This is a genomic window from Nakamurella sp. PAMC28650 (assembly GCF_014303395.1).
Classification (GTDB): Bacteria; Actinomycetota; Actinomycetes; order Mycobacteriales; family Nakamurellaceae; genus Nakamurella.
Window position 1 is genome coordinate 2014208 of record NZ_CP060298.1, and the last position, 13163, is coordinate 2027370.

15 protein-coding genes are annotated in these 13163 nt (G+C 69.0%); 9 read left to right on the forward strand and 6 right to left on the reverse strand.

Going from position 1 to position 13163, the window contains the following annotated elements:
- The first annotated feature begins 43 nt into the window (after positions 1-43).
- Entirely contained in the window at positions 44-1156 is a 1113-nt protein-coding gene (ccsB, locus tag H7F38_RS09125; protein ID WP_187093792.1) for a c-type cytochrome biogenesis protein CcsB, read from the forward strand.
- Between the two features lie 157 nt (positions 1157-1313).
- On the opposite strand, the gene H7F38_RS09130 is transcribed toward ccsB, so the two are convergent.
- Together H7F38_RS09130 and H7F38_RS09135 are read right to left on the reverse strand one after the other, a co-directional pair.
- Positions 1314-1532, reverse strand: a complete 219-nt coding sequence (locus H7F38_RS09130; protein ID WP_187093793.1) for a hypothetical protein — start codon at positions 1530-1532, stop codon at positions 1314-1316.
- 175 nt (positions 1533-1707) lie between these two features.
- Positions 1708-1908 carry a BldC family transcriptional regulator gene (locus H7F38_RS09135; protein WP_187093794.1) on the reverse strand — a complete coding sequence of 67 codons (201 nt, stop codon included), beginning with the start codon at positions 1906-1908 and terminating at the stop codon, positions 1708-1710.
- A 506-nt stretch (positions 1909-2414) separates the two neighbouring features.
- Here H7F38_RS09135 and H7F38_RS09140 point away from each other — a divergent pair.
- Genes H7F38_RS09140 through H7F38_RS09150 form a run of 3 tightly spaced genes read left to right on the forward strand, consistent with a single transcriptional unit; the run spans position 2415 to position 4473 of the window.
- Complete coding sequence (locus tag H7F38_RS09140) at positions 2415-2885, forward strand: Lrp/AsnC family transcriptional regulator (protein ID WP_187093795.1); 471 nt, start codon at positions 2415-2417, stop codon at positions 2883-2885.
- Positions 2886-2911: 26 nt separating this feature from the next.
- Positions 2912-3364 (forward strand): DUF4229 domain-containing protein, encoded by a 453-nt coding sequence (locus H7F38_RS09145; protein ID WP_222618559.1) that lies wholly within the window; start codon positions 2912-2914, stop codon positions 3362-3364.
- A complete protein-coding gene (locus tag H7F38_RS09150) occupies positions 3361-4473 on the forward strand; it encodes a PLP-dependent cysteine synthase family protein (RefSeq protein WP_187093796.1) in 1113 nt (370 codons plus the stop codon). Before H7F38_RS09145 ends, H7F38_RS09150 begins: the two co-directional genes overlap by 4 nt.
- An 87-nt stretch (positions 4474-4560) precedes the next feature.
- On the opposite strand, the gene H7F38_RS09155 is transcribed toward H7F38_RS09150, so the two are convergent.
- From H7F38_RS09155 to menE, 4 genes are all read right to left on the reverse strand, one after another.
- Positions 4561-5223: a PhzF family phenazine biosynthesis protein gene (locus H7F38_RS09155; RefSeq protein ID WP_187093797.1), complete on the reverse strand. Its 663-nt coding sequence runs from the start codon at positions 5221-5223 to the stop codon at positions 4561-4563.
- 34 nt (positions 5224-5257) lie between these two features.
- Positions 5258-5899, reverse strand: a complete 642-nt coding sequence (locus H7F38_RS09160) for a hypothetical protein (protein ID WP_187093798.1) — start codon at positions 5897-5899, stop codon at positions 5258-5260.
- A gap of 68 nt (positions 5900-5967) precedes the next feature.
- Positions 5968-6840, reverse strand: coding sequence for a 1,4-dihydroxy-2-naphthoate polyprenyltransferase (locus tag H7F38_RS09165; protein WP_187093799.1), 873 nt, complete (start codon positions 6838-6840; stop codon positions 5968-5970).
- Between the two features lie 11 nt (positions 6841-6851).
- Positions 6852-8087: an o-succinylbenzoate--CoA ligase gene (gene menE / locus H7F38_RS09170; RefSeq protein WP_187094583.1), complete on the reverse strand. Its 1236-nt coding sequence runs from the start codon at positions 8085-8087 to the stop codon at positions 6852-6854.
- Positions 8088-8261: 174 nt separating this feature from the next.
- Here menE and H7F38_RS09175 point away from each other — a divergent pair, with 174 nt between their 5' ends.
- Genes H7F38_RS09175 through H7F38_RS09195 form a run of 5 tightly spaced genes read left to right on the forward strand, consistent with a single transcriptional unit; the run spans position 8262 to position 13149 of the window.
- The gene (locus tag H7F38_RS09175; protein ID WP_187093800.1) at positions 8262-8966 is read left to right on the forward strand and encodes a response regulator transcription factor; all 705 of its coding nucleotides are present in this window, start codon (positions 8262-8264) and stop codon (positions 8964-8966) included.
- Positions 8947-10407 (forward strand): HAMP domain-containing sensor histidine kinase, encoded by a 1461-nt coding sequence (locus H7F38_RS09180; protein WP_187093801.1) that lies wholly within the window; start codon positions 8947-8949, stop codon positions 10405-10407. The genes H7F38_RS09175 and H7F38_RS09180 overlap by 20 nt, the downstream gene beginning before the upstream one ends.
- Positions 10408-10455: 48 nt before the next feature.
- The gene (locus tag H7F38_RS09185; protein WP_187093802.1) at positions 10456-11061 is read left to right on the forward strand and encodes an SIS domain-containing protein; all 606 of its coding nucleotides are present in this window, start codon (positions 10456-10458) and stop codon (positions 11059-11061) included.
- Between the two features lie 13 nt (positions 11062-11074).
- Positions 11075-12016, forward strand: coding sequence for an HNH endonuclease (locus H7F38_RS09190; protein ID WP_187093803.1), 942 nt, complete (start codon positions 11075-11077; stop codon positions 12014-12016).
- On the forward strand, positions 12013-13149 hold the full coding sequence (locus H7F38_RS09195) for a winged helix DNA-binding domain-containing protein (protein WP_187093804.1): 1137 nt from the start codon (positions 12013-12015) through the stop codon (positions 13147-13149). Before H7F38_RS09190 ends, H7F38_RS09195 begins: the two co-directional genes overlap by 4 nt.
- Positions 13150-13163 lie beyond the last annotated feature (14 nt).

The following is a 13163-nucleotide window of genomic DNA, read 5'->3' on the forward strand; positions in this document are numbered from 1 at the left end:
GTCAGGTTGAATTCTCAGCTCCACGAAAGGCAGTGCGATCCTCATGGCCGTCAACGACCAGCTCGGTAACGTGTCCTACCTCGGGTTCCAGGCCGCCATGGCCGGCTACATCGCGGCCCTGGTGTGCTTCGGTGTCGAGTTCGCCTCCGCCCGCGGTGTCGCCCCGACCGCCGCCGAAGCCGTCAGCATGACGATTCGTGCGGCCAGCAAGGGTCGCACCGCGCTGATGGACAGAGGCAGTGGCCCCGCGGAGGGCGGTATCGGCCAGATAGTCAGGCCGGCCCGACCCGCACGCAGGCCGATGGCGGCGTCGTTCGGGCGCGCGGGTCTGATCGTCACGACCATCGGCTTCATCGCCCAGGTGTTCTCGATCGTCACCCGTGGTCTGGCCGCCGGCCGTGCCCCGTGGGGCAACATGTACGAGTTCACCTCGCTCTTCTGTGCCGCTGCCGTCGCCGGTTTCCTGTTCGTGCTCTACAAGACCCGTGGCCGGTCGATCGGCTTCTTCGTGATGATTCCCGTCGTCATCCTGATGTTCGTCGGCGGCACCAAGCTGTACACCCAGGTCGAGACCCTCGTGCCGGCGCTGCACTCGTACTGGCTGTTGATCCATGTGCTGGCCGTGTCGCTGTCCAGCGGTGTGCTGATGGTGTCAGGGGTCGCCTCCGTGATGTACCTGCTGCGCGCCCGCTACGAGCGCAAGCTGGTCGCCGAGAAGGCGTGGGCGACCGAATCCGAACGGAACGCCGGGCAGTCGGAAGACTTCGCGCGTCCGGGCGAGACGGCCGGGTTCGTACCGCAGTCCATGGTCGCGGACCGGTCCAGACTCGCATCCCTGCCGTCCCTGGCCACCCTGGATCGCGTCGCCTACCGCACGGCCATCGTGGCGTTCCCGGTGTTCACCTTCGCCGTCATCGCCGGCGCCATGTGGGCCGAGGTGGCGTGGGGACGGTACTGGGGCTGGGATCCCAAGGAGACCTGCGCCTTCGTGACCTGGGTGTTCTACGCGGCCTACCTGCACGCCCGGGCGACCGCCGGCTGGCGTGGATCCCGAGCAGCCTGGATCTCGGTGCTGGGCTTCGTCTCGGTGGTGTTCAACCTGTTCTTCATCAACATCGTGGTGTCGGGGCTGCATTCCTACGCCGGCCTGAACTGACCGTCCCCACCCGGACATCGACCCACCCGGACGTAGATTCACCCGAACATACGAAGAGGCCGCCGGCTGTTCAGCCGGCGGCCTCTTCATGTGTCCGGGTGCTGCGTCAAGCGGGGCTTCCAGTAGTCCCGCGGGGTGCGAGCCATCGATACCGCTACTAGTTGCTCTTGTCCTCGCCACGGAGCTTGCGATCGATCTCGCGGAGGAACTCCGGGTCGTCGTCCGGCGCGGTGGTGCGCATCCGGGGCCTGGGCGGCCGACTCGGCCGCGCCTGTGGTGTCTGGTTGGACTCTTCACCCGAAGTCCCGGCACCGATTCCACGCCAGGCCAACGCGATGACCAGAACGGTCACGGCAATTGCGATCAGCATGTACATCCGGCACCTCCTTGTTCTTGTGTCCCACAGTACGCATACCTGGCCCCGATCGCTCCGTTTGCCCGGAGGTCTCACGTGCGGATCGGGGGATACACAGAACACCCCCACCCGCGACGGTGTGGTGGTCGCGGATGGGGGTGTTCCGGTGTGATGTTCTGATCGAGACGGCCAGCGATCACGCCGTGTGGCGTGCTGCCTCCACCGTCAGGTCGGCCAGCAACACACTGACCTCCGACTCACGGAACCGGCGATGTCCACCGGGGGTGCGAATCGAACCGATGCGACCGGCGGATGCCCAACGCGTGACGGTTTTGGGATCGACGCGGAACATCAGCGCGACCTCGCCCGGTGTCAGCAAGCGTTCTGTCTTCTCCATGGCTACGTGTGCCCTTTCCCTTGCAGGCCCCGACTGGCCTCGTACGCCCGGATTGGCGTCTGCCCATTGTGCCCCATTCAGGCGTTTCGTTCGAGTTTTTCGGCCGCCAGCTGTGGGGTCTTAGTTCGTAATGTCTGGAAAGTACCTTTCCTTCCCTCTTGGCCTGAATGGGTGAAAACTCCCCGGACAATCGGCCGACAGGGGCAAGATCCTCGTTGAAACCACGCAGACAACGCAGATCTGGTCGCTGTCCGAGTCGATGCAGTGGCATCGAGTACCGACTCCTGGCATTCAGGTAACAAATGAATCACGACACCGCGAGCAGTGCTCCCACTACCGGCAGCCGTGAACGAACGTTCGGAGGGATCCCCCGTCATTCCGACGCAGTCGCGGATGATCAACGGCTACGGTGAGTGCTGACCGCGGAACCCGTCGCGCCGACGACCTCAGACGAGTGCTGACGAGCGCCGAACGGCGCCGACCGCCGACGACTGCTGGAGGCTTGGATGGACCTGGTGGATCGGCAGCTGATCGATGCTCTCCGTACGGACGGCCGGGCCAGCTATGCGGAACTGGCCCGTCTGGTGGGGCTTTCCTCCTCCGCGGTGCACGAACGGGTCGGCAAACTCGAGTCCGCCGGTGTCATCTCGGCCTACCGCGCCATCGTGACACCCAGTGCGATAGGGGTCGGGGTGACCGCACTGGTGGGTATCGCACCGGGTGAGAACGGTCGCGACGAGGTGATCGCCGCCGCGCTCGAGCAGATGCCGGAGGTCGAGACCTGCTACTCCGTGGCCGGGGACGACGCGTTCCTGGTGACCCTGCGGGTCTCCAGCGTCGACGAGCTCCACACCTGCCTCGGCCGGCTCCGCGGCATCGACGGCGTGGCCAGGACCAGGACCACCGTCGTGCTGGCCACCCGGTTCGAGGGTCGCCCTGGTTCGGTGGTCGACCGCGTCGGCCTCGACGGCGACTGAGCTCCCACCGCGCCTATCCTCGACTGGTGGACAGCACCGGAGATCGAGCAGAGCAGACCGACGAGTCGATGCCGAATTCCTCGGCAGCGCCGGAGACGGCGGTACCGGGGCCCGGATCCCCGCCGGATCCGCAGTCGTCGCCGGCCGGTGGTGATCGGCCGCCGGCCCTGGCCAAGTGGCTGGCCATCTACACGCTGCTGCGCCTGGGCATGTTGGTGGTGCTGGTCGGTGTGCTGTTGTTGCTGGCCGTGCCGTTGATCCTCGCGCTTCTCTTCGCCGTGCTGCTGGCCCTCCCGCTGTCCTGGCTGCTCTTCGGGCGCGTACGCGGGCGGGTCAACGAGGCGCTGGCGCACTCGAACGCCACCCGTCGGGCCGAACGGGAGCGGTTGCGCAGCGCACTGAACGGTGACCCTCGCAGCGGTGACCCTGCCCCCGGCCCGCGAAGTGCCGACCCTCGGAGCGGCGACGATCTTCGATGACGGAGGTGGAGCCGGCGACCAGGACCTCCGACCGGTCCGATCCGCTGGCCAGGGCCTGGACCGCGAGCGCAGTGCGGCGGATCGAGGCCGACGCGATGCGCAGTGCCGATACCCACCTGATCCGTTTCCCGCTGCCCACCGGGCTGGGCGTCGAGCTCTACCTCAAGGACGAGTCGACCCACGTCACCGGCTCGCTGAAGCACCGTCTGGCCCGCTCGCTGTTCCTCTACGCCCTGTGCAACGGGTGGCTCGGCGAGGGCACCACGGTGATCGAGAGCTCGTCTGGCTCGACTGCCGTGTCGGAGGCGTACTTCGCCCGGCTGATCGGGCTGCCGTTCGTGGCTGTCATGCCGGCCACCACCTCGGTCGAGAAGATCCAGCTGATCGAGCAACGGGGCGGAATCTGTCACCTGATCGCTGACCCGACCACAATCTACGACGTCTCCCGTCAGTTGGCCGATGCCACCGGGGGGCACTACATGGATCAGTTCACGCACGCCGAACGCGCCACCGACTGGCGCGGCAACAACAACATCGCGGAATCGATCTTCGCCCAGATGAGCCTGGAGGAGCACCCGATCCCGGAGTGGATCGTCATCGCGGCCGGTACCGGCGGTACGAGCGCGACGATCGGCCGTTTCGTACGCTATCGCGGACACAGGACCCGCATCTGCGTGCCCGACCCGGAGAACTCAGCGTTCTTCCAGGCCTGGTGCGACTCGGATCCGCTGCACCGTGCGCCGGGGTCCCGGATCGAGGGCATCGGGCGTCCCCGCGTCGAGCCGTCCTTCGTCGGGCAGGTCATCGACCGCATGGTGTCGGTACCCGACGCCTGCTCGGTGGCGGCGATGCGCGGCGTCCAGGAGGTGCTCGGCCGGAAGGTCGGCCCTTCGACCGGCACCAATCTCTGGGCCGCTTTCGGGCTGCTCGACCAGATGGTGCGCGCCGGCCGCCGCGGCTCGATCGTCGCGTTGCTGTGCGACGGCGGCGAGCGCTACGCCAACACCTACTACGACGACGACTGGGTCGCGGCGCAGGGGTGGGACCTGACCGGTCCGCTGGAATCGGTACGGACGTTCCTCGCCAGCGGCGAATGGTCCGGACGCTGACCTGACGGCTCCGGCGGCCGCGCTCGACGCAGGTGCAGCGCGGCGGTCCCGGCCCTCGACCGCGGGATCCGGTTCACCGCACGCCGATCAGAGGACGACCGATCCGCTGATGCACGTCACGCTGTGCCCGGCCACCCACACCTGACCGCCGACCCGCTCGATGTGCACCCGGCCGTCACGCCCCAGACGCGCACCCTGACCGGCGATGTAGGAGGAGGGCGCGCGACCGGATTCGATCAGCCACTGGCCCAGACCGGCATTGAGGCTGCCGGTCACCGGATCCTCGTCGACGGTGCCGCCCTGGCCGAAGAAGGCCCGGACCTGGAACTGGGTGGGACCGCCGTCGGTTGCGGGTCCGACGACCCCGATCTTCAGATCACCGATCAGCGCCGCAACGGGCTCCACCGCCAGCACCTGCTCGGCCGACCCGAGCAGGACCGCCAACCAGCCGGGGCCGTTGTCCACCCACTCGGCGGCGACGATGTCCGTGTCGGAAAGGCCCAGCGACTCGGCCACCCGGCCGACCAGCTCCGGATCCACCGGTCCCCGGCGCAGGGGGACGGGCGCGGCGAACGCCAGGCCGGCTCCCGACGTCAGATCCGGCCTCCGCGCCACCGTCACCAGGCCGATCCCGCACTGGAAGATGATGTCGTCGCCCTTGGGTCGTCCGCCCGCCTCCAGCCAGGCGTGCGCACTTCCGAGATTCGGATGCCCGGCGAACGGCAACTCGATGCCGGGCGTGAAGATCACCGATCGACCCTCTCACAGGTCAGGTCAGGTCAGGTCAGGTCAGGGCCAGGATCCGGGACCGCAGCCACTCCAGCACGTTGTCGCGGTCGGCGATCAGGTGCCTGGTCAGCAGGATGTGATCGGGAGCCAGCAGCCAGGCATGCTCGGTCTGCACCGGTATGACGGTCAGCCGCAGCCGGAACGGTGGCGACCGCCACCTGAGCGCCGCCTCGCGGGCGAGCTCCTCCAGTCCCTCGCGCGGCACCGAATGGGCGCGTTTGACCAGCGGATCGGTGGAGATCGCCTCGGCCCACAGCGCGGCCCGCTCGTGGAAGAGCTGCAGCAGGGTCCGCAGCGACGGGGTCGCCGAGAAGGCGCTGAACCGCGGCGGCCTCAGGTCGTCACCGGCTTCCGGGCCGGCGGTGATCGCGCGCCGCCACCAGCGAGCCCATTCCTTGGTCGTCTGCTCGCGGTCGAGCAGCCCGGTGAACGGATCCGGCAGCGTCGTCAGGCCGTCGTACGGCCGGCGGGCCCAGGCCGGCCAGATCGACGACGGCGGATCCAGGAGCGGGATCTCGGGCGCCGTCAGCTCCGATATCCCGATGACTTCGCGCAGGTAGAGGGCCACCACCAGGCTCGACGGCTCGTCGACGGAGATCGACGACTCGTAGGTACCGGCGATGTACATATCCGACATCGTCCACCGTGCCCGGCGTTTGTGCACGCACCGATGCCCGGCGGGCTGCCTGCCCGGGCTGCGGTGGGCTATCGCCCGAGGGCCAGGCCGATGGTGATCAGCACGGCATAGACGAATTCCAGCCGGCCGATCGCCCCCAGCGCCCTGATCAGGGTCGGGCCCTTGTCCCCACCCAGGACCTGACGGATCGGTACTACGGCCAGCGGGGCGCTGAGCAGGCCGAGAAGGCACCACGGATGCCGGATCCCGATGACGACGACGGCCAGGTACGCACCGGCGATGGTCAGCACCAGCACCGAACGGGCCAGTCGATCGCCCAGCAGAACGGCCAGGGTGCGCTTGCCGGAGACCGTGTCGGTGGCGACGTCGCGCAGGTTGTTGATCATCAGGAGGGCGCACGCGAGCAGGCCGATGCCGATCGCGGCCGCCACCGACGTGGCCGTGATGCGTCCGCTGTTGACGTACATGGTGCCCAGGACCGCGAGCAACCCGAAGAAGACGAAGACGAAGATCTCGCCGAAACCGGCGTAGCCATAAGGCTTCGGACCGCCGGTGTAGAACCAGGCGGCGGCCACGGCGGCGACACCGAACGGCAACAGCCACCAGGTCGTCACCGCGGCCAGCGCCAGACCGGCGAGTCCGGCGAGTCCGAAGCAGGCGAAGGCCGCGAGCTTGACCTGACCGGGCGCGGCGGCGCCGGAGCCGACCAGCCGCATCGGGCCGACCCTGACCTCGTCGGTGCCGCGGATGCCGTCGGAGTAGTCGTTCGCGAAGTTGACGCCGACCTGGAGCGCCAGCGAGACGACGAGCGCCAGCAACGCCTTCCACCAGATGAGATGACCGACTGCGAAACCAGCTCCTGATCCGACCAGGACGGGTGCGATCGCCGCCGGTAGGGTGCGTGGGCGCGATGCCGAGAGCCACTGGGTTGCTGTTGCCACGTGCACGAACCCTACGTGGGGAGCGGTGGCGTCCGCGCCACCTGAGCTGCGGCGAGTGCGGTCGCGGCGGTCCGGTCCGGCTTTCCGGGGCCTCTTGACGGGATCTCGTCGACCACGGCCAGGGCCCTGGGGGTGGTGGCGATGCCGGCGGCGGCGGTGGCCTGCTGGATCTCCCTCAGGGTCGGCGGCTGCAGAGGGTCGGTCGCGACCGCGACGGCGACCAGTCGGCGGCCCCACTCCGGATCAGGCAGTCCCACCACGACGACGTGTGCGACCGACGGCAGGGTTGCGATCGCCTCTTCGAGCGCAGACGGAACGACCTTGAGTCCGCCCGTGATGATGACGTCGTCGACCCGGCCGAGGATCTGGAGCCGTCCGTCCCGCCACTCCCCGAGATCGTCGGTGCGGAAGCTACGGAAGGTGCGCGGGCTGTGGTCAGCGTGGTCAGCGTGGGCCGGGAACGCGGGGTGCGCGGGCAGGTTGCGGTAGCCGCGGCCGATCATCGGACCCGTGAGATGCACGCGGCCGGTGTCGTCCAGCTCGGCGGTCACCCCGTCGAGCGGGACGCCGTCGTAGACGCAGCCACCGCAGGTCTCGCTCATCCCGTAGGTGGTGACCACGGGGATTCCGGCCTGCCGGGCCCGGACCAGCAGGGCTGCGGGGGTGGCCGATCCGCCGACCAGCACCCGGTCGAAGGTTCTCAGCGCAGCGGTCGCACTCTCCTCGGCGAGGATCCGGTGCAGTTGCGTCGGGACCAGCGAGAGGTAGCGCGGCCCGTCCGGAAGTCGGTCGGTGGCCTGCCGGAAGCGGCGCGGGGTGAACGGCTCGCCGGTGTCCAGCAGGTAGGGGTCGGTGCCGGCCGCGATGGATCGCAGCAGCACCTGCAGGCCGGCGATGTGCTGCGCTGGCAGGGCCAGGAGCCAACTGCCGGGCGGCCCGAGCCGCTCCTGGGTGGCGGCCGCCGACGCGGCCAGCGCGGATCTGGCCAGCAGGGTGCCCTTGGGTGTGCCGGTCGATCCGGACGTCGCGATGACGATCACCGTCGGGTCGGCCGGGTCGTCCTCCTCGTCGGCCAGGCGATGGCCGATACCGAAAGCCTTGGTCAGCAAAGCGATCTGGGCCTGGTCACCGGCCGCCACCGGAGCCAACGCCGGGCCGATCCCCGCCAGCGCGTCGGCGAGCCGGGGGAGGAGTCCCAGCAGCGCCGGGCCGGTCGGCACCTCGAGCAGTTCGACCGTCCGGGCCAGTCCTTCCACACCTTCCACCCTACGGGGGCGCGAATCTTCACCGGATCCGAACCTGGCGTTGATCCCTTTCGATCACCGAGGGCGGATCGTCGGATTCGATCGGTCTCCTCCTGCTCCCCGTCGGGCAGGATGGGCATGGTCCGACCGGGCGCGCAGAACAGGAAGGACGTCGACATGGACCAGTCCACCGGGGCCTCGCCGGCCCGCGGCCTGGTGCTGGTGGTCGAGGACGAGAGCACGATCGCCGACGTCATCCGGCGGTATCTGGTGGCGGCCGGATTCTCCGTGCAGACCACAGGTCTCGGCCGGGACGCCCAGGCGATCATCCGGCGTGACCGTCCCGTCGCGGTGGTGATGGACATCGGGCTCCCGGACATCGACGGACTCACCGTGTGCCAGCAGATGCGGGCCGCCGGCGACTGGACACCGGTCCTGTTCGTCACCGCACGGGACGAGGACGTCGATCGGATCCTGGGCCTGGAACTCGGTGGTGACGACTACCTGGTCAAGCCCTTCAATCCGCGGGAGCTGGTGGCCCGGGTGCGGACCGTGCTGCGGCGGGCGGGTGCCGCCGCGGTCGGTGGTTCGCCGGTGCTGGTCGCGGGGCGGCTGCGGGCGGATACCGCGCAGCGTCGGGTCTGGGTCGATTCGCAGGAGATCGCCCTCACGGCAACGGAATTCGACCTCCTGATCCACCTGATGAAGCATCCGGAGCGGGTCTTCGACCGGCAGAGCCTGCTGAGTTCGGTGTGGGGCTACGCCGCTGCTTCCGGGCTGCGGACGGTCGACGTGCACATCGCGGCGTTGCGGTCCAAACTCGGTGACGCCAGCCCGATCCGGACCGTGCGGGGGGTCGGCTATGCGGTCGAGGGAAGCTGATCAGGGCCCTGCTTCCGAGGACGTCGGGACGGCCCCGCTGCCGGCCACGACCGCCGGAGAACCACCGATCCGCCGGACCTCGCTGGCGCTGCGGATCACGATGCTGGTGGTGTCGGTGGCGGTGGCGGTGGCGATCATCGCCGGGGTGGTCGGCGCCGCGATGATCCGCAACACGGCGGTCGACGTCACGCGCACGTACCTGTCGAACCAGGCCAACGTGATCGACCAGCAGATGTCCGGCGAGGATCCGGGCTATCGGATCGGTCTCGCCAAACTGGCCCAGGTGTTCAAGCAGCAGGGCATCTCGGTGGTGACCGAGAACAGGAACGGGAAGATCGACGGGTCGGACGCGCAGGCCGTCAGGCAGGCCACCGCTGCGGGGGTCGCGGCCCTGACGGACGGCCAGTCGATGTCAAGGACGCTGCAGGTGAACGGCCGCACCGTGTTGCTGGAGGCGCGCTCGGTCAACGGCCGGGCGTTCGCGCTGGTCGCGTCCGCCGACATCGGCGCCGGCACCCAGAGGACCTTGCAGCGAAGGGTGCTGCTCGCACTGGCGATCGGTCTGCTGGCCGCGGTGATCGGTGGGCTGGTGATCGCGCGTCTGGTGACCAGACCGCTCCGGCGCACGGCGGAGACGGCGCGGGCGATGGGTGCCGGGTCGCGGCAGACCCGAGCTCCGGTGGCCGGGCCCTCGGAGGTCGCCGACGTCGCGATCGCGGTGAACGAACTGGCCGATGCGTTGCAGCACAGCGAGTCCCGGCAGCGCGAGTTCCTGACGTCGGTCTCGCACGAACTGCGGACGCCCCTGGCCGCGATCGGCGGGCAGGCCGAGGCGCTGAGCGACGGCATCGTGCCCGGCCCGGAGGTCCCCCAGGTCGGGCGGATGATCCGCGCCGAGAGCGCCCGGCTGGAGCGGCTGGTCTACGACCTGCTGGATCTGGCCCGCCTGGGGGCCGACTCCTTCCGACTGGAACTAGCGCCGTGTGATCTGACCGCCCTGATCCGGGAGATGGCCTCCGTGTGGCAGATTCGGTGCGATCAACGTTCGGTGCAGCTGCTGGTGCAGGTCCCCTCCGGTCCGGTGGTCGTGGTGACCGACGCCCGCCGGCTGCGCCAGGTGCTGGACGGCCTGGCGGAGAACGCTCTTCGGCTGCTGGCACCCGGTCGGCCGCTGGTGCTGGCCCTGTCGGTCGGCGGGTCGGTGGTGCTCCAGGTACGCGACGGTGGCCCGGGTCTGACCGCGCAGGACTACGCGGTCGCCTTCGAGCAGGGGGTGTTGCACGAGAGGTACCGGGGCCGTCGACCCGGTGGTGCCGGGCTCGGGCTGGCGCTTGCGCACAGCCTGGTCACCCGGCTGGGCGGGACCGTCACCGCCGGCCCGGCCCCGGAAGGCGGGGCCTGCTTCTCGGTCGAGCTGCCCGTGCAGCCATCGCCGGGGTGATCGGGGGATCGAACCTGCGGTTCACGCCTTCGGATACTGTCTCGGTCCATGACGACGACGCCGGCGACCGCCTCTCCCTCGGTGGAGTACCTCGAAGAGGTGATCCGGGTGGCCAGATCGCTGGAGCCCGAACAGCTCGAGTCGATGGCCCGCGGCCTGGCCGGGGTGCGCGAAGGCGGCGGACGGCTGTTCATCATCGGGGTCGGCGGTGGGGCGGGGCACGCGTCCCATGCGGTCAACGACTTCCGCAAGATCTGTCACCTGGAGTCCTACACGCCGACCGACAACGTGTCGGAGTTGACGGCGCGGGTCAACGACGACGGGTGGGAGAGCACCTTCGACGCTTGGCTGACCACTTCGCGGATCGGCGATCGCGACGCGATGCTGGTCTTCTCGGTCGGCGGCGGGAATCGCGAGCACAACATCTCGATGAACATCGTGCTGGCCGTCGAGCACGCCAAGCGGGTGGGAGCCAAGATCTACGGCATCGTCGGGAAGAGCGACGGTGTCACCGCCCAGCTGGCCGATGTCTGCATCGTGGTGGACACCGTGGCCAAGCTGCGCACCGGCGTCGTCGAGGGGTTCCAGGCGGTCCTGTGGCACGGGCTGGTCTTCCACCCTGTTGAACGCGTTCGCAGGGCTGGCCGATCCTGATGATGAGCGGACGGTGATGCAGCGTCGGGCGGATGCGTTGGTGGACTTGTTGTTAGGGCGCGCCGGTAATGGCTGTCATGTGACCTGGCAGGACGACGACGACACCGCCTTCGACGACTACATCCTCAAGGACGACGACACCGGTGCGGACGACCCGGCCGCGCGGTTGGACGACGTTGAATCTTCTGCAGCAGGAGCTGATCCGCCGGGCGGGGCCGAGGGTCGGCCCTGGGATCCGGATGCGGATTTTGATCTGCCGCCGTCGGCCTTCCGGCCGGATCGGGGTGACGGGTCGACGGCCGATCCTCCAGCAGTCGAGTCAGCGGGGGTGGGGTCGGTGCGCGCCAATGGGCCCCCCGATCCGGATCGCCCGGGTCGGGCGGTGGTGACGCCGTGTCCCGGGGGACAGGAGAGTCGCCCGTTGCCGCGAATCACGATCGGTGTGGTGGTGTCGGTGCAGTCGTTGTTCGGGTATTCCGATGCGCCGGGTCAGTTGGCGGATCGGTCGGCTTTGGTGCCCGCGGAGACCATCCGGGAGCTGGCCGGGCAGCCGGGGACGTTGTTCTACCAGTTGCTCACCGATGCCGGTGGCGACTTGTTGTCGGTAACGGAGTTGGGTCGGTTCCCATCGCGGAAGCTGGGAGTGGCGGTGCGAATGCGGGAGGGTGTGTGCGGCAATCCGGTGTGCACGGTGCCGGTGCCGCGGTGCGATCTGGATCATCTGGTGCCAGTGCCTCATGGGCCGACGGCAGCGTGCAATCTGGGTCCGAAATGTCGTGGTGACCATCGGGCGAAAACCCATGCGGGGCATCGGTCTACCCGGACCGGGCCGCACACCACGAGATGGCAGACGCCGACCGGGCACACCTACGACACCCGCGACACCCCGCTGCCCGTGGAAAACTGGCCGGGCGCCCATGGGTACGGGAGCACCGATGTGCAGGAGGGCTCATGACGGTGCAGGTGCTCGGTCGGCGGGAGCTGAATCGCGCGCTGCTGGCCAGGCAGATGTTGTTGGAGCGCAATACGATGAGCCCTCTGCCGGCGATCGAGCACCTCGTCGGGATGCAGGCCCAGCTCCCGACTCCGCCCTACTTCGGGCTGTGGACCAGGTTGGCCGACTTCGACCCGCTCGAACTGTCCCAGCTGTTCCTGGATCGGCGGGTGGTACGCATCGCGTTGATGCGCTCGACGGTCCATCTGGTCTCGGCGGAGGATGCGCTGGCCCTGAGACCCGTCGTCCAGCCGGCCGTCAGTCGTGGCTTGACGCCGAACAGCCCCTTCGGCAAGGCCCTGGCCACGGTCGATCTCGCCGAGCTGGCCGTCCTGGCCAGAAGCCTGGTCGAGGAACGGCCGTTGACCGGCAACGAGATCGGAACCGCTCTGCAATCCCGCTGGCCGGAAGTGGATGTCACCGCCCTGTCGATCGCCGCCCGGGCGGGAGTGCCGCTGGTGCAGGTGCCGCCCCGCGGGCTGTGGGGCGGGGTTGGGCAGTCCCGCACCATCAGTGCGGAGTCATGGATCGGCCGACCCCAGGCCGAACCGGATGTCGCGCAGATGGTGCGGCGATACCTGGCCGCCTATGGCCCCGCAACGGTGCGGGACGCGCAGGCCTGGTCCGGGATCACCGGGCTCACCGGTGTTTTTAAAGAATTGAAGCCCAGCCTGGCGGTGTTCGCGGACGAGAACGGGTCGGAGTTGTTCGACGTCCCGGACGCACTACGTCCACCCGCGAACACTCCCGCCCCGGTCAGATTCCTGCCCGATTTCGACCAGATCCTGCTGGCCCACCACGACCGCTCGCGGATCTTCGTCCCTGAGCATCGTCCGTTGATCTTCAGCAGCAACGGCATCGTCCATGCGTCGGTGCTGATCGACGGGTTCGTCCGCGCGTTGTGGACCATCGAGAGGGGCAGAGATCTGGCGACGTTGGCGATCCGGCCACTCCCGCCGGTCGGTCGCCGGGTGATCACCCAGCGGGAGCGATCTGCCGTCGAGGCCCAGGGCCGGAAGTTGTTGTCGTTCGCGGCCCCCGGCGCAGCACCGGCGATCCGATTCGACCCGGTTCTGTCCGTCGCTGCACGGTGAGAGCAGGATCGACT